This window comes from Pseudomonas sp. B3(2017) (assembly GCF_002113595.1).
In the GTDB taxonomy this organism is placed as follows: domain Bacteria; phylum Pseudomonadota; class Gammaproteobacteria; order Pseudomonadales; family Pseudomonadaceae; genus Aquipseudomonas; species Aquipseudomonas ekonensis.
Genome location: NZ_NEIU01000003.1, coordinates 162,255 through 185,504 on the forward strand (window position 1 = coordinate 162,255; position 23,250 = coordinate 185,504).

The following is a 23,250-nucleotide window of genomic DNA, read 5'->3' on the forward strand; positions in this document are numbered from 1 at the left end:
CATGTCAAGATTCTTTATCGACCGCCCGATCTTCGCCTGGGTGATCGCCCTGGTGATCATGCTGGTCGGCGCCCTTTCGATCCTCAAGCTGCCGATCAACCAGTACCCGAGCATCGCGCCGCCCGCCATCGCGATCCAGGTGACCTACCCGGGCGCGTCCGCGCAGACCGTGCAGGACACCGTGGTGCAGGTGATCGAGCAGCAGCTCAACGGCATCGACAACCTGCGTTACGTGTCGTCGGAAAGTAACTCCGACGGCAGCATGACCATCACCGCGACCTTCGAGCAAGGCACCAACTCCGACACCGCGCAGGTGCAGGTCCAGAACAAGCTGAACCTGGCCACCCCGCTGTTGCCGCAGGAAGTGCAGCAACAGGGCATCCGCGTCACCAAGGCCGTGAAGAACTTCCTGCTGGTGATCGGTGTGGTGTCGCGCGACGGCAGCATGACCAAGGACGACCTGTCCAACTACATCGTGTCGAACATGCAGGATCCGATCTCGCGGACCGCCGGCGTAGGTGACTTCCAGGTCTTCGGCGCCCAGTACGCGATGCGCATCTGGCTCGACCCGGCCAAGCTGAACAACTTCAACCTGACCCCGGTCGACGTGAAGACCGCCATCGCGGCGCAGAACGTCCAGGTGTCGTCCGGTCAGTTGGGCGGCCTGCCGGCCGTGCAAGGCCAGCAACTGAACGCCACGATCATCGGCAAGACCCGTCTGCAGACCGCCGAGCAGTTCAAGGAAATCCTGCTCAAGGTCAACAAGGACGGCTCCCAGGTTCGCCTCAAGGACGTCGCCGACGTCGGCCTGGGCGGCGAGAACTACTCGATCAGCGCCCAGTTCAACGGCAGCCCGGCCTCCGGCCTTGCGGTCAAGCTGGCCAACGGCGCCAACGCCCTGGACACCGCCAAGGCGCTGCGCAAGACGATCGACGACCTCAAGCCGTTCTTCCCGCAAGGCATGGAAGTGGTGTTCCCGTACGACACCACCCCGGTGGTGACCGAATCGATCAAGGGTGTGGTTGAAACCCTCGTCGAGGCGATCGTGCTGGTGTTCCTGGTGATGTTCCTGTTCCTGCAGAACTTCCGCGCCACCGTCATCACCACGATGACCGTGCCGGTGGTGCTGCTCGGCACGTTCGGCATCCTCGCCGCCGCCGGCTTCAGCATCAACACCCTGACCATGTTCGGCATGGTGCTGGCCATCGGCTTGCTGGTGGACGACGCCATCGTCGTGGTGGAGAACGTCGAGCGGGTGATGAGCGAAGAAGGCCTGTCACCGAAGGAAGCGACCAAGAAGTCCATGGGCCAGATCCAGGGCGCCCTGGTCGGCATCGCCCTGGTGCTGTCGGCGGTACTGCTGCCGATGGCGTTCTTCAGCGGCTCCACCGGTGTGATCTACAAGCAGTTCTCGATCACCATCGTGTCGGCCATGGCCCTGTCGGTGATGGTCGCCCTGATCTTCACCCCGGCGCTCTGCGCCACCATGCTCAAGGCGATTCCGCACGGCGAGCACGGCGCGCCGAAGAAAGGCTTCTTCGGCTGGTTCAACCGCAACTTCGACCGCGGCGTGCGCAGCTACGAGCGCGGCGTCGGCAACATCCTGCAGCGCAAGGCGCCGTACCTGCTGGCGTACCTGCTGATCGTGGTCGGCATGATCTGGCTGTTCTCGCGCATCCCGACCGCGTTCCTGCCGGAAGAAGACCAGGGCGTCCTGTTCGCCCAGGTGCAGACCCCGGCCGGCTCGACTGCCCAGCGCACCCAGGTGGTGGTGGACGAAATGCGTGAGTTCCTGCTGCGTCCGAGCAAGGACGGCGGCGAAGGCGACGCCGTGGCGTCGGTGTTCACCGTGACCGGCTTCAACTTCGCCGGCCGTGGCCAGAGCTCGGGCATGGCGTTCATCATGCTCAAGCCGTGGCACGAGCGTAACGCCGACAACAGCGTGTTCAAGCTCGCCGCCCGCGCCCAGCAGCACTTCTTCACCTTCCGCGATGCGATGGTGTTCGCCTTCGCCCCGCCGGCGGTGCTGGAGCTGGGCAACGCCACCGGTTTCGACGTGTTCCTGCAGGACCGCGCCGGCATCGGCCACGAAAAACTGATGGAAGCGCGCAACCAGTTCCTCGGCATGGCGGCGCAGAGCAAGGTGCTGACCCAGGTGCGTCCGAACGGCCTGAACGACGAGCCGCAGTTCCAGCTGGAGATCGACGACGAGAAGGCCAGCGCGCTGGGCATCACCATCGCCGACATCAACAACACCCTGTCGATCGCGTTGGGCAGTAGCTACGTCAACGACTTCATCGACCGCGGCCGGGTGAAGAAGGTGTACGTGCAGGGTCGTCCCGACTCGCGCATGAACCCCGAAGACCTGAAGAAGTGGTACGTGCGCAACGCCGCCGGCACCATGGTTCCGTTCTCCGCGTTCGCCAAGGGCCAGTGGATCTACGGCTCGCCGAAGCTGGCGCGCTACAACGGCGTGGAAGCGATCGAAGTCCTCGGTGCCCCGGCGCCGGGCTACTCCACCGGTGAAGCCATGGCCGAAGTCGAAGCCATCGCCAAGAAACTGCCGGCCGGCGTGGGCATTTCCTGGACCGGCCTGTCGTACGAGGAACGCCTGTCGGGTTCCCAGGCGCCGGCACTGTACGCCCTGTCGCTGCTGATGGTGTTCCTGTGCCTGGCGGCGCTCTACGAGAGCTGGTCGATCCCGATCGCCGTGATGCTCGTGGTGCCGCTGGGGATCATCGGTGCGCTGATGGCCACCAGCCTGCGCGGCCTGTCCAACGACGTGTACTTCCAGGTGGGTCTGTTGACGACCATCGGTCTTGCGGCTAAAAACGCCATTCTGATCGTCGAGTTCGCCAAGGAGCTGCACGAGCAAGGGCGCAGTCTGCGCGACGCGGCCATCGAGGCCTGCCGCATGCGTCTGCGGCCGATCATCATGACGTCGCTGGCCTTCGTGCTCGGCGTGGTGCCGCTGGCGATCTCCACCGGCGCCGGCTCCGGCAGTCAACATGCGATCGGTACCGGCGTGATCGGCGGTATGCTCACCGCAACGATCCTGGCGATCTTCTGGGTACCGCTGTTCTTCGTCACCGTGTCGTCCATGGGCCAGCGCAAAAACGCCGGCAAGGACGACGCCACAGAAACCCCTAAAGAGGCTGGCCAATGAGCAAGTCGCTACTCTCCATCGCAGTCGCCGCCTTCGTGCTGAGCGGTTGCTCGCTGATACCGGACTATCAGCAACCCGAAGCGCCGATTGCCGGCCAGTACCCGCAGGGCCCGGCATATTCGCCGGCCCAGGCGCCGGCGCAGGCCGCCGCCGAGCAGGGCTGGAAGCAGTTTTTCCATGACCCGGCCCTGCAGCAACTGATCCAGGTCTCGCTGGAGAACAACCGCGACCTGCGCGTCGCGGCGCTGAACATCGACGCCTATGCGGCCCAGTACCGCATCCAGCGCGCCGACCTGTTCCCGGCGGTCTCGGCCAACGCCAGCGGCAGCCGCCAGCGCGTCCCGGCCCGGGCCTCGCAGACCGGCGAAGCGTCCATCAACAGTTCCTACTCGGCCACCGTCGGCATCAGCGCCTACGAACTCGACCTGTTCGGCCGGGTGCGCAGCCTGAGCGAACAGGCGCTGCAGCAGTACTTCGCCACCGAAGAGGCGCGCCGCAGCACCCAGATCAGCCTGGTGGCCAGCGTGGCCAACGCTTACCTGACCTGGCAGGCCGACAAGGAACTGCTCAAGCTGACCCAGGAGACGCTCGCCGCCTTCGAGGAAAGCTACAAGCTGACCAGCCGCAGCAACGAGGTCGGCGTGGCCTCGGCGCTGGACCTGGCCCAGTCGCGCACCTCGGTGGAAAACGCCCGTGCGCAACTGGCCCGCTACACCCGCCAGGTGGCCCAGGACGAAAACAGCCTGACCCTGCTGCTCGGCACCGGCATCCCGGCCAACCTGCAAGCGGCCCGGCCGCTGTCCGATGACCTGCTCAGCGACGTGCCGGCCGGCCTGCCGTCGGACCTGCTGCAACGCCGTCCGGACATCCTTCAGGCCGAGTACAACCTGAAGGCGGCCAACGCCAACATCGGCGCGGCCCGAGCGGCGTTCTTCCCGAGCATCAGCCTGACCGCCAACGCGGGCACGCTGAGCCCGGACCTGTCCGGCCTGTTCAAGGGCGGCTCGGGCACCTGGCTGTTCCAGCCGCAGATCAACCTGCCGATCTTCAACGCCGGCAGCCTGCGCGCCAGCCTCGACGCCGCCAAGATCCAGAAGGACATCGGCGTGGCGAACTACGAGAAGTCCATCCAGACGGCCTTCCAGGAAGTCGCCGACGGCCTGGCCGCCCGCCAGACCTACACCGAGCAGCTGCAGGCCCAGCGTGACTTCGTCGCCGCCAACCAGGACTACTACCGCCTGGCCGAGCGTCGCTACCGCATCGGCGTCGACAGCAACCTGACCTTCCTCGACGCCCAGCGTCAGCTGTTCAGCGCGCAACAGGCGCTGATCACCGACCGCCTCGCGCAGTTGACCAGTGCGGTCAACCTGTACAAGGCCCTGGGCGGCGGCTGGAATGCGCAGACCGCGCAGAACGAGCCGCTCAAGGAAGAAGCGCCGAAGATGAAGCTGTTCTGACCGCGCCGCGATGAACGAAAAGCCCACCGAACGGTGGGCTTTTTGCTGTCCGGGCCTTGTTCAGCCACCCACGCCGTTGAGCAGGAACACCGGCTCTTCCAGATAGTCGAGCCCCAGGCGGTTCTCGAACATCTCGTCGCGCAGCGCGGCGGTGGTGAAGCAGCCCAGGTTCAGGGCCGTGGCCACCAGGGAGAAGGTCTGGCTCAGGTGCCCGGCGTCCATCATCGCCACCCTGAGCGCCCGGCTGAACTCGTACTTCCAGGCCAGCCGCTCGACCCTTGCGGTGGACACGAACACCGCCGCCGCGTCCTTCACCCAGGGCTGCCCGCCGCAGGCTTCGCTGATCCAGGCCCGCGGATCCTCCCGCGAAATCAGCTCCAGCCCGTGGCGGCGCACCGAATAGTGATAAAGCCCCCGTTCGAACCCCTGCACGTTCATCAGCACCGCGTACACCTCGGTGACTTGCAGCGAACCGCCGGAAGGCGAGGTCTTCTTCAGGAAGAAATCGCCCATGCCGTTGGGCTCCATCGCCGTCATGCCCCAGGTGTAATAGAGCAACAGGGACAATTGCGTCGGCGTCAGCGGTGCGCCGCCGAAGGCCCGGGCCGTGCGCCGGGCGCACAGCGAATCCAGCAGCGTGGCGTCGGCGATGGCCTCGCCGGGCGCCAGCAGCGGGTTCTCCAGGGCGATGAACGGGTGCGAGTGATAGTCCTTGAAGGACGAGGGCTGGCGTTGCTGCGAGGCTTTCTGCTCCAGCTCGGCCTCCAGCTCGACGACGCTGACGTAGGGCGTCTGCAACCCCGTGCGGGTGCTCAGGTAGAACTCCAACGCCGCTTCCCAGCGCGACCACAGCCGGTGCGCCTGCCTGCGCCCCGACTCCGCCAGGCGCCCCACCGGCTGCACGATGCCCTGGCTGACCAGGGCGCCGAGGAACGCCAGGCTGTTGTCCTGCGCCGGGCTGCGCAGCACGCCCGGCAGCATCAGGGCGCTCTCCAGCGTCCGCGGGGTCATGAAATGGTTCAGCAGCGGCAGCAGGGTCAGGCAGAACTCCAGGCTCAGGCCGGTGCGCCGGTCATGCACGACGAACGTCGACGCGCCGACGCTGAACCACACGCTGTCGCGCAGCTTGAGCAGATCCCCGGGCTCCGGGGCCGGCGCCGGCGGTTCGGCCGGCCGCTCCCGCCCCTGCCAGAACAGCGTCTTGGGCTTGAGTCGCTTGAGGTCGCGCACCAGTGTCTCCAGTTGCGCGTCGCCGGCCTTGTCGTCGATGTCCCACTCCAGGGTCACCGCCCTGACCGGAGACCGCGCAAACAGCTCCTTGAGCAGATCCCAGTCCCGTCTCGGATGGCCGGTGTGGATCTCGATCAACCGGTCCAGCGGCAGCGAACGCAGGTAATCCTTGAAGTCGTAGCCCTGGGCCCGGGCGGTGGCCAGGGCGCTGTCCAGATCCAGCAGGAACCCCGCACCGCTGCGCGCCACCACGCCCGAAATGAACTCGCCCTCAGACTGCTCCGCCGCGTCGGCCAGCGCGAACAGGCGCGGCGCGTTCTCCAGCACCAGCGGCGTGGCGGTCAGCGCCTGCAGCTCAAGGGCGTTGGCCACCACGGTGTCGGCCACCTCCTTGGCCAGGGTCGGCAGGATGAAATGCTGGGTGTCGCCGCCATGGAAGCGCGACCAGGAGATGTGCTCGGCCAGCCACGGCGAGCGGGTCGCGTCGCACAGGCGCCGGGTCATGCGCAGGAACTCACGGTCCATCGCGATCCCCACACTGCCCAACGACAGGCTGGAGGAATGCAGCAGGCTCGGCGTCTGCGCCCCGACGTCGAGCAGGCGCGGCTGCAGGATGCTGTGGGTCGGCTGGAACTCCAGGTAATCGAAATGCGGCAGCCCTTCGGCGAGGATCCGCTCAAGCACCGGGTCGAGGCCGTGATCCGGATCCGGCCGCTTGGGCAAGTGGTACTCCAGCCCCACCCCTGCCTCGGGAAACCGCGAAGCATCGAATAGCGTCATGGTCGCCTCCCTGGCGTCAAGCGGTGGCGCCCAGCACCGGCAGTGCGGCGGACAACGGGGCGGTGATGGCGAGCAGGCCGGCGTGGCGGCTTTCCATGGCCCGCACCTCCGCCGCCAGGTTGTCCAGCAACTGGCGCCCGTGGCGGGTGAAGTCGGGGCTGCCTTCCAGGTCCGGCAAGGCCCGGATCAGCCCGCGCACGATGAACAGCATGCGGTTCTGCGCACGCTTGAGTTCCTCGGCGGAGCGCGAACGCACCCGCTCCATGTACTTGACCAGCGCGATGTACACGTAGAACGCATGGAAGTAGCCATACAGGTCACGCTTCTGCCCCGACCACGGCAGGCTGAACGTGGCCTCCTGCGAAGTCTGCGGCTCGACCACCGGGGCCACTTCGACGACGTGGTAGAGCAACTGATGGGTGGCCTCGTGCACCAGCGATTCCTCCAGGTCGAGGATCGACTCGTCCCGGCTCGCCAGCAGGACCACCCCGGTGTAGCGCGAGGCCGAGCAACTGCGGAAAGTGCCGTCGGGCAGGAAGCAGATGGATTTGATCAGGTGCCTGATCTGTTCCCGACAGTCCGGCCAGGTGTGTTCGATCCGCAGCAGGGCGATCTTCACCACGTCGGCAAAGAACCGGCTGGAAAACACGCCGCGCTCCAGATGCTTGCGGGCCGCATCGTCTTCCGGGAACTCGTAGCTGGGCGGTGTGGCCTGCATGATCAACGGGTCGGCATCGAACCGGTACACCGGCGGATCCTCCGGAAAAACGCCAGAGGCCTGCCGGGCCTTGACCCGGCTCAACATGTCGGCGAACCCGGACACGGTCTTTTCAAGTTCCGCCGTGCCTTCGACCTTCCCGGTCAGGATATGGTTGGTGTCACGGAAAGCCTGGCCGACCCAGATCTGAAACACCGGATCATTGACGATCGGATACTGTTCACGTTTCGGCAGGACGATAAGTTCGACCGCCTGATCAAAGAAGTCCGATAAGCGCGCCACCTCGGCAAACAACTTGTATAGCTCAGCATATAAAACAGTGAACGTCGTGAAGCGGTTCCGGCTGACATGTTCGAGCAATGTTTCAAACCGGGACATATCGGTATCCGGAAGAAAGGTAGTGCCCTTGAACAGTTCATCGACAGCCGCATCAAGTTGGCCGTGGTGTGCAATATCCATGTTCAACCATCCTTTTCAGGCAGGCGGCAATGGCTTCGCCATGCTCAGGCTGGCGATGTCATACCCCAATTGTTCATAAAGGCGACGGGCCGGCGCATTGCGGCCGAACACATGCAGACGCATTTCTTCGCACCCGTGCTGGCGCGCCCAGTCCTCGGCGGCCAGCATCGATTGCCGGGCATAGCCTTGGCGGCGCTCGCCGGGCTCGATGTAGACATCCAGGATGAAGGCGATCGACCGGGTACCGACATGCCGCTGGGCGATCCACAGTTCGCCGATGCGCCGTTCCCCGTCCTTGATCACCCAGAGCCGGTGGCCGGCGGTCTGCCGCCCGTGTTCAAGCAGCTGCGTGAACGCCGCGCTGGAGCGCTGCGGCGCCTCTTGCTCGCTCCACTCTCCCGAAGCGGCCATGCCCTGGGCGTACTCCTCCACCGCCCGTTCGGTGAACACCGTAAAATCCGCATCGTCCATGGGAACCAAGGTGACAGGCATGAGCGGCTCACTCCTTGTCCAAGCGCTTTCGATCAGGCCGTTTGGCGTGCTTCGGAACCGGATCGCCGCTCCGGAGCGCGCCAAACGGCCCCCGGGCGTCAGTCCATCCGCGCCTGGACCTGCTGTTGCTGGTCAAAGATCGCGGCAGTGCCCAGCTTGTCGCGAATGCCCGCCCCTGCGCTGACCAGTTTGGCGGAGTCGATGTTTTTCACCGCCGTGAGTTCGGTGGCACTCAAGTGCACGCCGATCCTCTTGGCGGCGCCTTCGGCGTCCTTATGCAACTGTTCCGCAAACTCCTTATCAATAAGGGCACGACCCACCACTGTCGCGAGACGTTCCTGATTCACTTTTGCAGACATGCTTTCTCTCCTTGTCATCAATAAAGAAACATCCCGGGCGAAACATTAAACTCCCTGTCCCCTCCGGGAATCCTGAATATAGCAACGCCGCTTTCCTTTGCCAGTTACAAGCACGGATATCATTAAATCTTTTCACGATAAGCGACAACACCAAATATTAAGTTTATCCGGCGATTATCCAGGCACCTTTAATTGCCATATTTACTGTAAGAACTTTCCTACTACCAAAGAAATAAACAGTTCAAACTCCGCCATTAATTCAGCGGCAAAAAAACAATCAGCAAACAAGCAATATAAGTACGGGATTTGATTGGAAATGGCGCCCGTGGGGCAGAGGCAACCACCGCCGATTTGCGTTCGATAATCGCCCACAACCCGGTTCACCCCGATTGAATCCCCGCGCCGATCCCCTTCACCATTGCCCGCACCGACAAAACCAATAAAAACAGGTTCATCCCCATGACCACGCGCCCTCCCCGCTCGGGCTGATCCGCCCCTCCGCCATGACGACCGCTTTTTTTGTCTGCAACCCAAGGTTGCGGCGGCGCCCTGCCTCATCCCCAACAAAACAATCAGAGAGACCCGAGCCCATGACCCGTTCCCCTGCCCCTTTCGCCCTTCCCGGCCTGATCGCCTTGACCCTGGCCGGCACGGCCCTGCCCGCCGCCGCCGAAGAGCCGGGTTTCATCGAAGGCGCCAAGGCCGGCCTGAACCTGCGCAACTTCTACATCAACCGCAACTTCACCGACCCGACCAAGGCCCAGGGCAAGGCCGAGGAATGGACGCAGAACTTCATCCTCGACGCCAAGTCCGGCTTCACCCAGGGCACCGTCGGCTTCGGCCTCGACGTGCTGGGGCTGTACTCGGTGAAGCTCGACGGCGGCAAGGGCACCGGCGGCACGCAACTGCTGCCGCTGGACCATGACGGCCGCCCGGCGGACACCTTCGGCCGCACCAACGTCGCGTTCAAGGCCCGGTTGTCGCAGACCGAGATCAAGGTCGGCGAATGGATGCCGGTGCTGCCGATCCTGCGCTCGGACGACGGCCGCTCGCTGCCGCAGACCTTCCGTGGCGGGCAACTCACCTCCAAGGAAATCGACGGCCTGACCCTCTACGGCGGTCAGTTCCGCGCCAACAGCCCCCGCGACGACAGCAGCATGGGCGACCTGTCGATGACCGGCAAACCGGCGTTCACCTCCGACCGCTTCAACTTCCAGGGCGGCGAATACGCGTTCAACGGCAAGCGCACCCAGATCGGCGTGTGGAACGCCCAGCTCAAGGACATCTACCGCCAGCAGTACGTCAACCTGACCCACAGCCAGCCGTTGGGCGACTGGACGCTGGGGGCCAACCTCGGCTTCTTCTACGGCAAGGACGACGGCAGCGCCCGGGCCGGCGACCTCGACAACAAGACCTGGTCGGGCCTGTTCTCGGCGAGGTACGGCGCCAGCACCTTCTACGTCGGCCTGCAGAAGCTCACCGGCGACAGCGCCTGGATGCGGGTCAACGGCACCAGCGGCGGCACCCTGGCCAACGACAGCTACAACTCAAGCTACGACAACGCCCAGGAACGTTCCTGGCAGGTGCGCCACGACTACAACTTCGCCGCCCTCGGCGTCCCCGGCCTGACCCTGATGAACCGCTACATCAAAGGCGACAACGTGCACACCGCCACCACCTCCGACGGCAAGGAATGGGGCCGCGAGTCGGAGCTGGGCTACACCGTGCAGAGCGGCACGCTCAAGGACCTGAGCGTGCGCTGGCGCAACTCGACCATGCGCCGGGACTACAGCAACAACGCGTTCGACGAGAACCGCCTGATCGTCAGTTACCCGATCAGCCTGCTGTGATCCGTTGCGGGAGCGGGCCCGCCCCGCTTTCCCTTCCGTCAGAAAGCCCTGTGCGGCGTGCGCAATCCAGTAAAGTGAGTGCACCTGACAGACTCAGGTGACTCCCCTTTTCCGCTTCCGTTATCTGTTGAAGTTCGAGCCAGGCTGTCATCGGAAGACACCACCGATCACCGGAGGACACCCTCATGGTCGCCCGACTCGACGCGACACCCGACTGGGACGCCAAGGCTTACCAGCGGTTTGCGCTGCACCGGCAAAGACCGGTCAACGAACTGCTCAGCCGCATCACGCTGAAAAAGCCCCAGTGCCTCTACGACCTGGGCTGCGGCACCGGCATCGCCACCCGATTGCTCGCCAGGCGCTGGCCCCGTGCGTACCTGTGCGGCATCGACAGCTCCGCGCAGATGCTTGAGGAGGCGCGGCGCCTGCCGATCACGGCGCACTGGCAGCAGTGCGACCTGCTGCACTGGCGACCCGACCGGCCGGCGGATCTGTTGTTCGCGGCGGCGGTGCTGCACTTTCTCGACGACCACGAACAGTTGCTGCCGCATCTGCTGGGCCATCTCAACCCCGGCGGCTGCCTGGCGGCACACTTGCCGAACTGGCGCGACGCGCTGTGGTACCGGCTGATGCTCGACACCCTCGACGATGCCGGCCCCGGCGGCAAACCCTTGGGCTCGGCGCAGTTGCGCCAGCGCATGGCGGCGCGGCCGCTGCTGTCGCTGGAGGGCTACTACCGCCTGCTGGCGCCGCTGACCCGCTCGCTGGACATCTGGGAAACCGAGCAACTGCAGGCGGTGCAAGGCCAGTCGCCGGTCTACGACTGGGTCAAGGTCTCGGCGCTGCGGCCGGTGCTGCAAGGGCTGGACGCCGGGGAGCAGGCACGGTTCATCTACCACTACCTGCTCAGGCTGCATGCGCACTACCCCCCGGAGGACGACGGGCTGACGCTGTTTCCGTTCAAGCGGGTGTTCATGGTCGCCAGGGTTTGAGCTCACTCTGCCGAAGGCTGTGTCCACAATCCCCGCATCCACCCGAGATCCCCGTGGGAGCCAGCCTGCTGGCGATGGCGTCAGTCCAGACGCCGCTCAACCGCGGGATTCGACCCCCAGTTCATCCCACACCGACTCGGCCAGGTGGAACGTCGCGTTGGCCGCCGGGATCCCGCAGTAGATCGCGCTCTGCATGATCACTTCCTTGATCTCGCCCCGGCTCACGCCGTTATTGGCGGCGGCGCACAGGTGCAGCTTGAGTTCGCCTTCGCGGTTCATGCCGATCAGCATGGCGATGGTGATCAGGCTGCGGGTGTGGCGCGGCAGGCCCGGGCGGGTCCAGATGTCGCCCCAGGCATGACGGGTGATCATCTCCTGGAACTCGGCGTTGAACTCGGTCAGGGCGTTCAGGCTGCGGTCGACGTGGGCATCGCCCAGCACCGCGCGGCGCACCTGCATGCCGTCGTCGTAACGTTGCTTCTCGTCCACGGTGTCTTCCTCAATCGGCCTTCAGGAATGCCAGCACCCGGTCGCTGAACGCGTGGCCGGCCTGGACGTTGGAAAGATGCGCGGCATGGAACTCGGCGTACTCGGCGCCCTGCACACGCGCCTGGATGTAAAGCCCGCCGGACGGCGGCGTCACCGCGTCGTCGCTGCCGGCGATCACCAGCAGCGGCACCTTGATCTCGCCCAGCCGGTCACGGAAATCGGCATCGCGCACCGCCGCGCAGTTGGCCGCGTAGCCCTGGGGCGATGTGGCCGCGAGCATGTCGGTGATCTGCTTCGCTGCCGCCGGGTTGGCCGCCGAAAAGTCCGGGGTGAACCAACGGGCGATGGACGCATCGCGCAGGGCGACCATCGCCGCCGGGCCGTCGCGCAGCACGGTGTCGATGCGCGGATCCCACACCGACGGATCGCCGATCTTCGCCGCCGTGTTGCAGACGATCAGCTTGTTCAGCCGCTGGCCGGCGTTGATCCCCAGCCACTGGCCGATCAGCCCGCCCATCGACAGCCCGCAGAAATGCGCGCGCTCGATGTTCAACGCATCGAGCAGCGCCAGCACGTCGCGGCCCAACTGTTCGATGCTGTACGGGCCCGGGGTCACCAGCGAGCGGCCGTGGCCGCGGGTGTCGAAGCGCAGCACGCGAAAATGCCCGGTGAACGCCGGCATCTGCACGTCCCACATGTGCAGGTCGGTGCCCAGCGAGTTGGACAGCACCAGCACCGGCGCATCGACCGGGCCTTCAATCTGGTAATGCAGTTCGCCATCGGCGAGTGGTACGAAAGCCACAGCCCTCTCCTTCAGACAGACAACGCGTGATGTTCGGCCACCGCCCGCTCGACCCAGGCACGCGCCTGGCCGAGGTAATGGGCGGGGTCCAACAGGTGATCCAGTTCAGCGCCGCTCAACCGGGCGGTGATTTGCGGCTCGTCGCCGAGCACGGCGCGCAGGTGGCGCCGCTCGGCCACCGCCCGTTTGCAGCACTGTTCCAGCAGATGATGGGCGGCGTCGCGCCCGACCCGCTGCGACAGGACGATGCTCACCGCTTCGGCGAGCACCAGTCCTTGGGTCAACTCAAGATTGCGGCCCATGCGCTCGGCATCGACCTCCATGCCGTCCGTCAGCAGCCGCGCCTGTTGCAGCGCGCCGGACACCAGGCAGCAGATTTCCGGCAGGGTTTCCCATTCGGCGTGCCACAGCCCCAGGCTGCGCTCGTGCTCCTGGGGCATGGCGCTGAACAGCGTCGAGACCAGCCCCGGCACCCGCGTCGCGGCGCCGATCAGCACCGCCGCCCCCACCGGGTTGCGCTTGTGCGGCATGGTCGAGGAACCGCCCTTGCCCGGCGCCGACGGCTCGAACACTTCGGCGGCCTCGGTCTGCATCAGCAGGCTGATGTCGCGGCCGAGCTTGCCGAGGCTGCCGGCGATCAGCCCGAGCATGGCGCCGAACTCGACGATGCGGTCGCGCTGGGTGTGCCAGGGCTGTTCGGGCAACGCCAGTTGCAGTTCTTCGGCCAGCGCCCGGGCGACCGGCAGCGCCTGCTCGCCCAGCGCCGCGAGGGTGCCGGAGGCGCCGCCGAACTGCAGCGCCAACAGGCGCGGCTTCAGCTCACGCAGGCGCTGACGGCTGCGGGTCACGGCGCCGAGGCATCCGGCGATCTTCATGCCCAGCGTGACCGGCGTGGCGTGCTGCAGCCAGGTGCGCCCGGCCAGCGGCGTCGCGGCGTGGCGCTGCGCTTGCGTGGCCAACGCATCGGCCAGTTGCGCCAGGTCGCCTTCGATCAACGCCAGGGCCTGGCGCAGTTGCAGCACCAGCCCCGAGTCCATCACGTCCTGGCTGGTGGCACCCAAGTGCACGTGGCGCTCGGCCTCGGCGTCCGTCGCGGCGATCCGCTTGCCCAGCGCCTTGACCAGCGGAATCGCCGAGTTGCCGGCGCTGGCGATCGCCTCGCCCAACGCCGCAAAGTCGTACAGGTCCGCACGGCACGCGGCTTCGATGGCCGGCACCGCGCTGGCCGGAATCACCCCCACCCGGGCCTGGGCCCTGGCCAACGCGGCTTCGACGTCGAGCATCGCCTGCACCCGGCCCCGGTCGCAGAACACCTCGCGCATGTCGCGGGCGGTGAAGTAGGCATCGAACAATTGATTGCCCGGTCGTTGCGTCATAAACAGTCCTTGCCGGCGCGGGCCACAGGGGCCCGCGCACAGGGTTTCAGAGATCGTGGTGCAGGTATGCCGCCTGTTTCGGCAGGCGCAGGCTGAACAGGAACGCCACCGCCATCATCACCGTGACGTACCAGTAGAACGAGTTTTCCAAGCCCGCCGACTTCAGGCTCAGGGCCACATATTCGGCCGAACCGCCGAAGATCGCATTGGCCACCGCATACGCCAGGCCGACGCCGAGGGCGCGGACCTCCGGCGGGAACATTTCGGCCTTCACCAGGCCGCTGATCGAGGTGTAGAAACTGACGATGGCCAGCGCCACGGTGATCAGCACGAAGGCCAGGAACGGGCTGCTGACGCTTTTGAGGCTCAACAGGATCGGCACCGTGAACAGCGTGCCGAGGGCGCCGAACCAGAGCATCGAATTGCGTCGGCCGATCCTGTCCGCCAGCATGCCGAACAGCGGCTGCATGCACATATATAGGAAGAGCGCGCCGGTCATGATGTAACTGGCGGTCTTGGCGTGCATGCCGGCGGTGTTCACCAGGTACTTCTGCATGTACGTGGTGAAGGTGTAGAAGATCAGCGAGCCGCCGGCGGTGTAGCCGAGCACGGTGATGAACGCGGCCTTGTGGTCGCGAAACAACGCGCGAATGCTGCCGGCGTCTTTGTTTTCGCGGCCCTCCTTGCTGGTGGTCTCCTTCAGAGAACGGCGCAGGAACAGCGAGATCAGCGCCGCCGCCGCGCCGACCACGAACGGGATCCGCCAGCCGTAGGCGCGCAATTCATCTTCGCTGAGGAACTGCTGCAGGATCACCACCAGCAGCACCGCCAGCAGTTGCCCGCCGATCAGGGTCACGTACTGGAACGAGGCGAAGAACCCGCGCTGGCCCTTGAGCGCCACTTCGCTCATGTAGGTGGCGGTGGTACCGTACTCGCCGCCCACCGACAGGCCTTGCAGCAGGCGGGCGAACAGCAGCAGCACCGGCGCCCAGACGCCGATGCTGTTGTAGGTGGGCAGGCAGGCGATGAGCAGCGAGCCGAAGCACATCATCAGCACCGAGATCATCATCGAGTTCTTGCGCCCGTGCTTGTCCGCCACGCGGCCGAAGATCCAGCCGCCGATGGGCCGCATCAGGAAGCCGGCGGCGAACACGCCGGCCGTGTTGACCAGTTGCACCGTCGGGTTGTCGGAGGGGAAGAACGCCGGGGCGAAATAGATCGCGCAGAACGCGTAGACATAGAAGTCGAACCATTCGACGAGGTTGCCGGACGATGCGCCGACAATGGCGAAGATACGCTTGCTGCGCTCTTCGCCCGTGTAAGGGGAGGTCAATGTTGTCATTGTTGTTTACTCTGAGGGGACAGGTGAAAGTCTAGACACACTTCGTAACAGCCCCGTTCCACACCTACATCCGTCACCGGGTTTCCTGATGGGAAATCTCGGTGACGGATCAGTCATGCCTTACCCATGTGGGAGCCAGCCTGCTGGCGATTGCGGTGAATCAGGCCCCAAACCGTTGAATGACACACCGCCATCGCCAACAGGCTGGCTCCTACAGAAGCTGCGGCGGATTCAGTAGTCGAAGAACACCGTCTCGGCCTCGGTGCCCTGCAGGACCACGTTCCACTGGTGAACGCCGCTCGCGTCCGGCCTGGCCAACAGCGTCGCGCGGCGTTCGGCCGGCACGCATTCGAGCAGCGGATCGTTCACGTTCGCCGGATCGCCCTCGAAGTAGATCCGGGTCAGCAGATGCTTGACCAGGCCACGGGCGAACACCAGCACCACCAGATGCGGCGCCTGGGTCGTGCCCTTGAGGCCCGGCACGGTGCCCGGCTTGATGGTGGTGAAGCGAAAGCGCCCCTCGGCGTCCACCGGCACCCGGCCGAAACCTTCGAAGTGCGGATCCAGCGGTTTGTCCTGCTCGTCCTCCGGGTGGGCGTACTTGCCGGCGGCGTTGGCCTGCCAGACTTCGAGCATGGCGTCATTGACGGTGTCGCCGTTGCCGTCGACGACTTGCCCCGTGATCGCCACGCGCTCGCCCAGGGCGAGTTCGTCGGCGAGTTGCTCACGGTTCAGCCAGGTCAGGCCGATGTGGTAGTACGGCCCGACGGTGTGGGACGTGGTCGCGGTCAGGGTCATCTCATTTCTCCATCGGCGTGGCTTCGCGGCCGCGCAGCACGATGTCCCAGCGGTAAGCGAGGGCGTAGGACGGAATGGTTTTTTCCAGATCGAAAGCGGCGATCAGGCGTTCCTTGGCGCTCGTGTCCGGCACGCAGTTGTAGATCGGGTCGTAGGCCAGCAGCGGGTCGCCGGGGAAATACATCTGGGTGACCAGGCGCGTGAGGATGCTCGGCCCGAACAGCGAGAAATGCACGTGCGCCGGGCGCCAGGCGTTGTGGTGGTTGCCCCACGGGTAGGCGCCGGGCTTGATGGTCTGGAATTCGTAGCGGCCGTCGGCGTCGGTCACGGTGCGGCCGGTGCCGGTGAAGTTCGGGTCTAGCGGCGCGTCGTGCAGGTCGCGGGCATGGTTGTAGCGGCCGGCGGCGTTGGCCTGCCAGATTTCCACCAGGATGCCCGGCACCGGCTGGCCGTCTTCGTCCAGCACACGGCCGTGAATAATGATCCGCTCGCCCAATGGCTCGCCGGCGTGCTGCGCGGTCAGGTCGTGATCGTTGTCGCCGACCCGCTCGGCACCGATGGTCGGGCCGGTGATCTCCGACAGCGAATGCGGCAGGAACACCAACGGTTTGGACGGCGCACGCAGGTTGGTGGATTGATAGGTCGGGTGCAGGTACGGCGGCTGGGTGCCTTCCTGCGGACGGCGGTAGCCAGGCTTGTCAGTCATTTCGCTTTCCTCGGTTCTTGTTCGTCAGGGCGCAGGGTCAGACGCGTTCGATGGCCAGGGCCAGACCCTGGCCGACGCCGACGCACATGGTCGCCAGACCTTTGCGGCCGCCGCCCTTCTCCAGCTGATGCAGCGCCGTCAGCACCAGCCGGGCGCCGCTCATGCCCAGCGGATGGCCGAGGGCGATCGCGCCGCCGTTCGGGTTGACCTGCGGCGCATCGTCCGCCAGCCCCAGTTCGCGCAGCACCGCCAGGCCCTGGCTGGCGAACGCTTCGTTGAGTTCGATCACATCGAAATCGCTGACCGCCAGCCCCAGGCGTTCGGTGAGCTTGCGCACCGCCGGCACCGGGCCGATGCCCATCACCCGCGGCGCCACCCCGGCGCTGGCCATGCCCAGCACCTTGGCGCGGGCGGTCAGGCCGTATTTCTTCACCGCCTCGGCCGAGGCCAGGATCAGGGCCGCCGCACCGTCGTTGACACCCGAGGCGTTGCCGGCGGTGACGGTCTTGTCCGGGCCGTTGACCGGTTTCAGTTTGGCCAGGGCCTCAAGGGTGGTGTCGGCGCGGGGATGCTCGTCCTCGCTGACCACGGTTTCGCCCTTCTTGTGGGCGATCCGCACTTCGACGATCTCTTCGGCGAAGTAACCGGCGGCCTGGGCCGCAGCGGTGCGCTGCTGGCTGCGCAGGGCGAAGGCGTCCTGGTCGGCGCGGGACACCTTATAGTCGTCGGCCACGTTGTCGGCGGTCTGCGGCATCGCGTCCACGCCGTACTGGGCCTTCATCAGCGGGTTGATGAAACGCCAGCCGATGGTGGTGTCCTCCAGTTTCAGGTTGCGCGAGAACGCCGCGTCGGCCTTGCCCATCACGAACGGCGCACGGGACATCGACTCGACGCCGCCGGCGATGGCCAGTTCCATCTCGCCGCTGGCGATGGCGCGGAACGCGGTGCCGATGGCGTCCATGCCCGAGGCGCAGAGACGGTTGAGGGTCACCCCCGGCACGCTGTCCGGCAGGCCCGCCAGCAGCAGCGCCATGCGCGCCACGTTGCGGTTGTCTTCGCCGGCCTGGTTGGCGCAGCCGAGGAACACCTCGTCCAGGGCCGTCCAGTCCACCGACGGGTTGCGTTCCATCAGGGCCTTGATCGGCACGGCGGCCAGGTCGTCGGCGCGCACGGCGGACAGGCCGCCGCCGAACCGGCCGATGGGGGTGCGGATCGCATCGCAGATATACACGTCGCGCATCAGGCTTCTCCCGGGGCTTGGCCGTGGGCCGCGGCGGTGCGGGCTTCCAGGTCGCGCAGGGCGGTCAGCTCGACGGCGGTCGGCTCGGCGGTGGTGGCCACCTGCTCGGCGAAACGGATCGGCCAGCCGGTGGCGGCGCTCACCTGCTCGCGGGTCACGCCCGGATGCAACGCCGTCACCACGAACTCGTGGGTGCCGGCCTCCGGTTCCATGATGCACAGGTCGGTGATGATGCCCACCGGCCCGGCGCCCGGCAGCCCCAGACGCTGGCGCGAATCGCCGCCTTCGCCGTGGCCGACCGAGGTGATGAAGTCGAGCTTGTCGACAAACGAGCGCGCAGACTGTTTAAGGATGATCAGCACGCTCTTGGCCGAGCCGGCGATTTCCGGCGCACCGCCGGCCCCCGGCAAGCGCACTTTCGGCTGGTGGTAATCGCCCACCACTGTGGTGTTGATGTTGCCGAAACGGTCGACCTGGGCCGCACCGAGGAAGCCCACATCGATGCGCCCGCCCTGCAGCCAGTAGCGGAAGATCTCGCCGGTTGGCACCACCGTGTCGGCGGTTTCCGCCAGCTCGCCGTCGCCGATGGACAGCGGCAGCACGCTCGGCTTGGCGCCGATCGGGCCGGATTCGTAGATCAACACCACGTCCGGCGACGAGGTCAGGCGCGCCAGGTTGGCGGCTTTCGACGGCAGGCCGATGCCGACGAAGCACACCGAGCCGTTCTTCAGGCGACGGGCCGCAGCCACGGTCATCATTTCGTTAGTGGTGTAAGTCATTGCTGGGCCTCCGAAGCCGCGGCCAACTTGGCCTGGAACGCGCCGAAGTCAGCGCAGCCATGGATGTATTCGTCGATCCACGCGGTAAACGTCCCACGGTCGCGGGCAATGGGATCCCACGCCTGGTAGAAACGGTTGTCGCGCTCGGTGTAGCCGTGGGCGTAGGACGGGTGCGCGCCGCCCGGCACATGGCAGACCGCGCTCAGGGCCCAGGTCGGCAGGACGCAGGCGTTCATCGGTGCGTTGAGGTCATCGACGATTTCCTCGACGGTGACGATGCAGCGTTTGGCCGCCAGCGCCGCTTCCTTCTGCACCCCGAGGATCCCCCACAGCAGCACGTTGCCCTTTCTGTCGGCCTTCTGCGCGTGGATCACGGTCACGTCCGGGCGCACCGACGGCACCGCCGCCAGCACCTCACCGGTGAACGGGCAGGTCACGCTCTTGATCAGCGGGTTGACCTTCGGCAGGTCGGAACCGGCGTAGGCGCGCAGCACCGCGAATGGCAGGCCGGACGCGCCAGCCACGTAGGCGTTGGCCAGGTCGGCGTGGCTGTGCTCTTCGATCTCGATCGCGTGCGGCCATTGCTTCTCGACCGCGTCGCGCAGACGGTGCAGCGACCCCACGCCAGGGTTGCCGCCCCAGGAAAAGATCAGCTTGCGGGCGCAACCGGCACCGATCAGTTGGTCGTAGATCAGGTCAGGCGTCATCCGCACCAGGGTCAGGTCTTTCTTGCCCTGCCGGATGATTTCATGACCCGCCGCCGTAGGAATCAGGTGGGTGAAGCCTTCGAGCGCGACGGTGTCGCCATCGTTGACGAATTGCTTCACCGCGTCGTGCAGCGAAAGGATCTCGGCCATGGAGCTGGCTCCCGTTCTGTAGTGAATCGCCAGTGATAAAAAGGCGCGAGGTTCGGCGCCGGAGTCACTGAAGATTAAGCCCGTGAAAAACGCCAAACAATCCGATAATCGAGTGAGTGTTCGTTTATCGAACAGATTGTTATCTCGCTAACGATCACTGCCAAAAGCATCGCGAGCAGGCTCGCTCCTACAGAGAAATGCGTTTTCCTGTAGGAGCGAGCCTGCTCGCGAAAGCCGGATCATTCAGTGCTGTTTCAAGTCGCATCCGCGTGACTGACCACGCCCTTGATCAGCACCGCCGTGGTGGCCAGCGCCGCCGGAATCACCAGCGCCGTCAGCACTTGCTCGAAGTTCCAGCCCAGCCCCAACAGGGTGGCACCCATCCACGCCCCGAGAATCGCGCCGAACCGGCCGATCCCCAGCATCCACGACACCCCGGTCGCCCGCCCCTGGGTCGGGTAGAACCGCGCCGCCAGCGACGGCATCGCCGATTGCGCGCCGTTCACGCACATGCCGGCCACCAGCACCAGGGTCGCCAGCAGCGTGATGTGGCCCAGGCTCTGCCCCACCGCGTAGGCGAACACCCCGGCCAGCAGGTAGAACGTGCCGATGACCTTGTGCGGATTGAACCGGTCCATCGCCCAGCCGACGGCCACCGCGCTCAGCACGCCGCCGAACTGGAACAGCGCGCCGATGAACGCGGCCTGCTCCATGCTCGCGCCGCTGTCGCGCATCAGGGTCGGCAGCCAGCTGGTCAGCAGGTACACGATCACCAGGCCCATGAAATAGGTCAGCCACAGCAGCAGCGTGCCGGTGCTGTAGGTGCCGGAGAAGATCACCGCGAACACGTTGCGCGCCTTGACGGTCTTCTGCTCCGGCACGCTGAAGGCCGACGCCTGGGCGACCTGGGCGGGGTCAATCGGCGCCAGGGCCTTGCGCACCTTGTCGGTGCCACGGTTGCGCACCACCAGATACCGCGCCGACTCCGGCAGCCAGGCCATCAGCACCAACGCGAGGATCAGCGGCAGGATCCCGCCGATCAGCAGCAGGCTGTGCCAGCCGAACGCCGGAATCAGCTTGGCCGAAATGAATCCGCCGCCGGCCATGCCGAGGTTGAAGCCGCAGAACATGCTGGTCACCAGCAGCGACTTCTTACGCTCCGGGGTGTATTCGGACAGCAGCGTGGTGGCGTTCGGCATGCCCGCGCCCAACCCTAGGCCGGTGAGGAAGCGCAGCACCAGCAACTGCTCGACGTTGGTGCTGTAGGCCGACGCCAGGCTGAAGGCGCCGAACAGCGCCACTGCCCCGACCAGCACGACCTTGCGCCCGAAACGGTCGGCCAAAGGGCCCGAACCCAAGGCGCCGAACACCATGCCGATCAGCGCGGCGCTCATCACCGGACCCAGGCTGGCGCGGTCGATGCCCCAGTCCTGGGACAGGGCCGGGGCGATGAAGCCCATGGCTGCCGTATCGAGGCCATCGAGGAACACGATCAGGAAACACAGGATCACCACCCGCCACTGATAGCGCGAGATCGGTTGGGCATTGATGAAGGACTGCACGTCGAGGCAGTGCCCCACAGCGGACTGAGGCTGGTTCATTGTTTTTATTCCACGCAAAAAACGCAGTCGAACGGAGGCCGGCCGAAGAGCGGCACGGTCATGAGAATAGAAGGCTGGAGTCAGGGCGTTGCGTCAGGCCCGGCAACACGGGCGAGAACGGCGACAGTCGGGAAACGTGCGCATGGGAGGTTGCCTCTTGTCATTATTATCAGAGGCGTCAACGGCCGGCCGGAGAAGGCCTGTGCCGGATGACGCTGCCGCGACATTAATGATCCGGGGGAATGAGCGTCAATTCGATAAACGCAACTCTGTGCGTTTATCGAACAGCTTCCTCAGGCGAACAATTGCGCACTAAGGTCGCGGCTGGCGCTCAGCAGGCCTGGCAGGAAGCGTTGCTCAAGCTCGGTGCGGCTGACGCGCCCCGCGTGGGTGCTGACGTTGAGCGCGGCCACCACCTGGCCCGAGGCGTCGTACACCGGCACCGCGATCGAACGCAGGCCCTGCTCCAGTTCCTGGTCGACGATGCACCAGCCCTGGCGCCGCACTTCCTGCAGGCATTCGAGCAAGGTTTCGGGGGTGTGCAGCGTGCGGCTGGTCTTGGCCACCAGCTCCGCGTGGTCGAGGTATTCGCGCAGCGAGGTGTCGTCCAGCGCCGCCAGCAGGATCCGGCCCATGGAGGTGCAGTACGCCGGCAGCCGCCCGCCCACCGACAGATCCACCGAAATCAGCCGCTGGGTGGTGGCCGACCGGGCGATGTAGAGGATGTCGTCACCCTCCAGCGTGGCCATGTTGCAGGCCTCGTGCAGTTGCTCGCTCATGCGGTCGAGGTACGGCTGGGCCGAGACCGCCAGCGGCGTCGAGGACAGATAGGCGTGGCCGAGGGTCAACACCTTGGGCAGCAGCGAGTAGGTGCGGCCGTCGGTGGTGGCGTAACCGAGCTTGATCAACGTGTGCAGGCAACGGCGCACGGCGGCGCGGGGGATTTCCGTGCGGTGGCTGATCTGGGCGATGGTCAGATGGCGCTTGCGCTCCTGGAACGCCTGCACCACCGCCAGGCCCCGGGCCAGCGAGGTCATGAAATCCGGATCGCCGGTCATGGCCTGGATGCGCTTGGCCGGCGAGGCGACGATCGGCGGTGCCACCGAGGTGAAGGAGTTGCGCATTTGATCGTTCATGTCCGGTTCTCAATATTTCGCGGGGCAACGGCCATACAAGCGGCCCGCCAGCCAATGCACAAGCGGGGGGTCGTCAATATTGGGCGATTATCGAACCGGCGACCGATAATCGCAATCGCTCTCCGCGCGCCCCCGGTCGGCCGCAACGGTCGCCTTGAACTTGGAGCACTCGTTGAGTGCGAACCTTAGTTGTCCGGCTTAATGACGCCAAAATCACACCGCCGGCCATCGCCGCGACAACTACCGATAAAAAATGTCAGTCACAAAACAATCATGCCCGCGCAACCGTTTTTAACTTGCCGAAGATAGTCAATCCCGAATCGGCCGCTATAATGCAACTCAGTGACGCCGCGCCTTTAGTTGCCGACGGCGTCGCCCGCCGACGCGATGTCCATCGCCGTCGGCCCCGGCCAGCGCCTGATGCCCGTTACCCATACACCGCCAGCGCGCTCGCTGAACCCGGAAACTGATGCTGCGTCAGTTTTAATCTGGTGCCGTAGCCGCCTGCAACATGGAAGTCCCGAGCGTTCTGCCGACAACACCGTCGCCTGTTCAGGCCGGTTGCCCTCGGCGGACTCGCTTGAGTGATTCGTTGCTGTGCGTTTCACCAGACATTCATCT

At 65.6% G+C, this 23,250-nt stretch carries 19 protein-coding genes; 4 read left to right on the forward strand and 15 right to left on the reverse strand.

What is annotated here, in order from left to right; translation table 11 throughout:
* Window position 1 precedes the first annotated feature (1 nt).
* Together emhB and emhC are read left to right on the forward strand one after the other, a co-directional pair.
* Entirely contained in the window at window positions 2-3,166 is a 3,165-nt protein-coding gene (emhB, locus tag CAG33_RS05590; RefSeq protein ID WP_085581717.1) for an efflux RND transporter permease subunit EmhB, read from the forward strand.
* Entirely contained in the window at window positions 3,163-4,623 is a 1,461-nt protein-coding gene (gene emhC, locus CAG33_RS05595) for an efflux RND transporter outer membrane subunit EmhC (RefSeq protein ID WP_085581715.1), read from the forward strand. The genes emhB and emhC overlap by 4 nt, the downstream gene beginning before the upstream one ends.
* A 60-nt stretch (window positions 4,624-4,683) precedes the next feature.
* Here emhC and CAG33_RS05600 read toward each other — a convergent pair whose 3' ends face one another.
* From CAG33_RS05600 to CAG33_RS05615, 4 genes are all read right to left on the reverse strand, one after another.
* Window positions 4,684-6,633, reverse strand: a complete 1,950-nt coding sequence (locus tag CAG33_RS05600) for a DUF692 family multinuclear iron-containing protein (RefSeq protein WP_085637289.1) — start codon at window positions 6,631-6,633, stop codon at window positions 4,684-4,686.
* A gap of 16 nt (window positions 6,634-6,649) precedes the next feature.
* Window positions 6,650-7,633: an HEXXH motif-containing putative peptide modification protein gene (locus tag CAG33_RS05605; RefSeq protein ID WP_256576717.1), complete on the reverse strand. Its 984-nt coding sequence runs from the start codon at window positions 7,631-7,633 to the stop codon at window positions 6,650-6,652.
* A 192-nt stretch (window positions 7,634-7,825) separates the two neighbouring features.
* Window positions 7,826-8,302, reverse strand: a complete 477-nt coding sequence (locus CAG33_RS05610) for a GNAT family N-acetyltransferase (protein ID WP_085581709.1) — start codon at window positions 8,300-8,302, stop codon at window positions 7,826-7,828.
* 98 nt (window positions 8,303-8,400) lie between these two features.
* Complete coding sequence (locus CAG33_RS05615) at window positions 8,401-8,661, reverse strand: Os1348 family RiPP precursor (RefSeq protein ID WP_085581707.1); 261 nt, start codon at window positions 8,659-8,661, stop codon at window positions 8,401-8,403.
* 590 nt (window positions 8,662-9,251) lie between these two features.
* Between CAG33_RS05615 and CAG33_RS05620 the strand changes: the two genes are divergently transcribed.
* Both CAG33_RS05620 and CAG33_RS05625 read left to right on the forward strand, forming a co-directional pair.
* The gene (locus CAG33_RS05620; protein WP_085581705.1) at window positions 9,252-10,511 is read left to right on the forward strand and encodes an OprD family porin; all 1,260 of its coding nucleotides are present in this window, start codon (window positions 9,252-9,254) and stop codon (window positions 10,509-10,511) included.
* 185 nt (window positions 10,512-10,696) lie between these two features.
* Entirely contained in the window at window positions 10,697-11,503 is an 807-nt protein-coding gene (locus CAG33_RS05625; RefSeq protein WP_085581703.1) for a methyltransferase domain-containing protein, read from the forward strand.
* Window positions 11,504-11,599: 96 nt separating this feature from the next.
* On the opposite strand, the gene pcaC is transcribed toward CAG33_RS05625, so the two are convergent.
* The 11 genes from pcaC to pcaR form a co-directional block, all read right to left on the reverse strand.
* The gene (gene pcaC, locus CAG33_RS05630; protein ID WP_085637295.1) at window positions 11,600-11,992 is read right to left on the reverse strand and encodes a 4-carboxymuconolactone decarboxylase; all 393 of its coding nucleotides are present in this window, start codon (window positions 11,990-11,992) and stop codon (window positions 11,600-11,602) included.
* A gap of 10 nt (window positions 11,993-12,002) precedes the next feature.
* Window positions 12,003-12,794 carry a 3-oxoadipate enol-lactonase gene (gene pcaD, locus CAG33_RS05635; protein WP_085581698.1) on the reverse strand — a complete coding sequence of 264 codons (792 nt, stop codon included), beginning with the start codon at window positions 12,792-12,794 and terminating at the stop codon, window positions 12,003-12,005.
* An 11-nt stretch (window positions 12,795-12,805) separates the two neighbouring features.
* A complete protein-coding gene (locus CAG33_RS05640; protein ID WP_085637298.1) occupies window positions 12,806-14,170 on the reverse strand; it encodes a 3-carboxy-cis,cis-muconate cycloisomerase in 1,365 nt (454 codons plus the stop codon).
* Between the two features lie 46 nt (window positions 14,171-14,216).
* Window positions 14,217-15,512 carry an MFS family transporter gene (locus CAG33_RS05645; protein WP_085581694.1) on the reverse strand — a complete coding sequence of 432 codons (1,296 nt, stop codon included), beginning with the start codon at window positions 15,510-15,512 and terminating at the stop codon, window positions 14,217-14,219.
* Window positions 15,513-15,743: 231 nt separating this feature from the next.
* On the reverse strand, window positions 15,744-16,310 hold the full coding sequence (gene pcaG, locus CAG33_RS05650) for a protocatechuate 3,4-dioxygenase subunit alpha (protein WP_085581692.1): 567 nt from the start codon (window positions 16,308-16,310) through the stop codon (window positions 15,744-15,746).
* A 1-nt stretch (window position 16,311) separates the two neighbouring features.
* Window positions 16,312-17,016 carry a protocatechuate 3,4-dioxygenase subunit beta gene (pcaH, locus tag CAG33_RS05655; RefSeq protein ID WP_085637301.1) on the reverse strand — a complete coding sequence of 235 codons (705 nt, stop codon included), beginning with the start codon at window positions 17,014-17,016 and terminating at the stop codon, window positions 16,312-16,314.
* A gap of 37 nt (window positions 17,017-17,053) precedes the next feature.
* Complete coding sequence (gene pcaF / locus CAG33_RS05660) at window positions 17,054-18,259, reverse strand: 3-oxoadipyl-CoA thiolase (RefSeq protein ID WP_170929961.1); 1,206 nt, start codon at window positions 18,257-18,259, stop codon at window positions 17,054-17,056.
* Window positions 18,256-19,035, reverse strand: coding sequence for a CoA-transferase subunit beta (locus CAG33_RS05665; protein ID WP_085581685.1), 780 nt, complete (start codon window positions 19,033-19,035; stop codon window positions 18,256-18,258). The genes pcaF and CAG33_RS05665 overlap by 4 nt, the downstream gene beginning before the upstream one ends.
* Window positions 19,032-19,892 carry a CoA transferase subunit A gene (locus tag CAG33_RS05670; protein ID WP_085581683.1) on the reverse strand — a complete coding sequence of 287 codons (861 nt, stop codon included), beginning with the start codon at window positions 19,890-19,892 and terminating at the stop codon, window positions 19,032-19,034. The genes CAG33_RS05665 and CAG33_RS05670 overlap by 4 nt, the downstream gene beginning before the upstream one ends.
* A gap of 254 nt (window positions 19,893-20,146) precedes the next feature.
* Window positions 20,147-21,493, reverse strand: a complete 1,347-nt coding sequence (locus CAG33_RS05675; RefSeq protein WP_085581681.1) for an MFS transporter — start codon at window positions 21,491-21,493, stop codon at window positions 20,147-20,149.
* A gap of 293 nt (window positions 21,494-21,786) precedes the next feature.
* The gene (gene pcaR, locus CAG33_RS05680; protein ID WP_085581679.1) at window positions 21,787-22,629 is read right to left on the reverse strand and encodes a pca regulon transcriptional regulator PcaR; all 843 of its coding nucleotides are present in this window, start codon (window positions 22,627-22,629) and stop codon (window positions 21,787-21,789) included.
* Window positions 22,630-23,250: the final 621 nt, after the last annotated feature.

Excerpts from the sequence above, each read along its gene's own strand:
- pcaG (WP_085581692.1), bottom strand. The coding sequence starts at position 16,310 with ATGACCCTGACCGCGACCACGTCCCACACCGTCGGGCCGTACTACCAC.
- CAG33_RS05615 (WP_085581707.1), bottom strand. The coding sequence starts at position 8,661 with ATGTCTGCAAAAGTGAATCAGGAACGTCTCGCGACAGTGGTGGGTCGT.
- CAG33_RS05610 (WP_085581709.1), bottom strand. The coding sequence starts at position 8,302 with ATGCCTGTCACCTTGGTTCCCATGGACGATGCGGATTTTACGGTGTTC.
- pcaR (WP_085581679.1), bottom strand. The coding sequence starts at position 22,629 with ATGAACGATCAAATGCGCAACTCCTTCACCTCGGTGGCACCGCCGATC.
- CAG33_RS05645 (WP_085581694.1), bottom strand. The coding sequence starts at position 15,512 with ATGACAACATTGACCTCCCCTTACACGGGCGAAGAGCGCAGCAAGCGT.
- emhC (WP_085581715.1), top strand. The coding sequence starts at position 3,163 with ATGAGCAAGTCGCTACTCTCCATCGCAGTCGCCGCCTTCGTGCTGAGC.
- CAG33_RS05625 (WP_085581703.1), top strand. The coding sequence starts at position 10,697 with ATGGTCGCCCGACTCGACGCGACACCCGACTGGGACGCCAAGGCTTAC.
- emhB (WP_085581717.1), top strand. The coding sequence starts at position 2 with ATGTCAAGATTCTTTATCGACCGCCCGATCTTCGCCTGGGTGATCGCC.
- CAG33_RS05600 (WP_085637289.1), bottom strand. The coding sequence starts at position 6,633 with ATGACGCTATTCGATGCTTCGCGGTTTCCCGAGGCAGGGGTGGGGCTG.
- CAG33_RS05670 (WP_085581683.1), bottom strand. The coding sequence starts at position 19,892 with ATGGCCGAGATCCTTTCGCTGCACGACGCGGTGAAGCAATTCGTCAAC.
- CAG33_RS05675 (WP_085581681.1), bottom strand. The coding sequence starts at position 21,493 with ATGAACCAGCCTCAGTCCGCTGTGGGGCACTGCCTCGACGTGCAGTCC.
- CAG33_RS05620 (WP_085581705.1), top strand. The coding sequence starts at position 9,252 with ATGACCCGTTCCCCTGCCCCTTTCGCCCTTCCCGGCCTGATCGCCTTG.
- pcaH (WP_085637301.1), bottom strand. The coding sequence starts at position 17,016 with ATGACTGACAAGCCTGGCTACCGCCGTCCGCAGGAAGGCACCCAGCCG.
- CAG33_RS05665 (WP_085581685.1), bottom strand. The coding sequence starts at position 19,035 with ATGACTTACACCACTAACGAAATGATGACCGTGGCTGCGGCCCGTCGC.
- CAG33_RS05640 (WP_085637298.1), bottom strand. The coding sequence starts at position 14,170 with ATGACGCAACGACCGGGCAATCAATTGTTCGATGCCTACTTCACCGCC.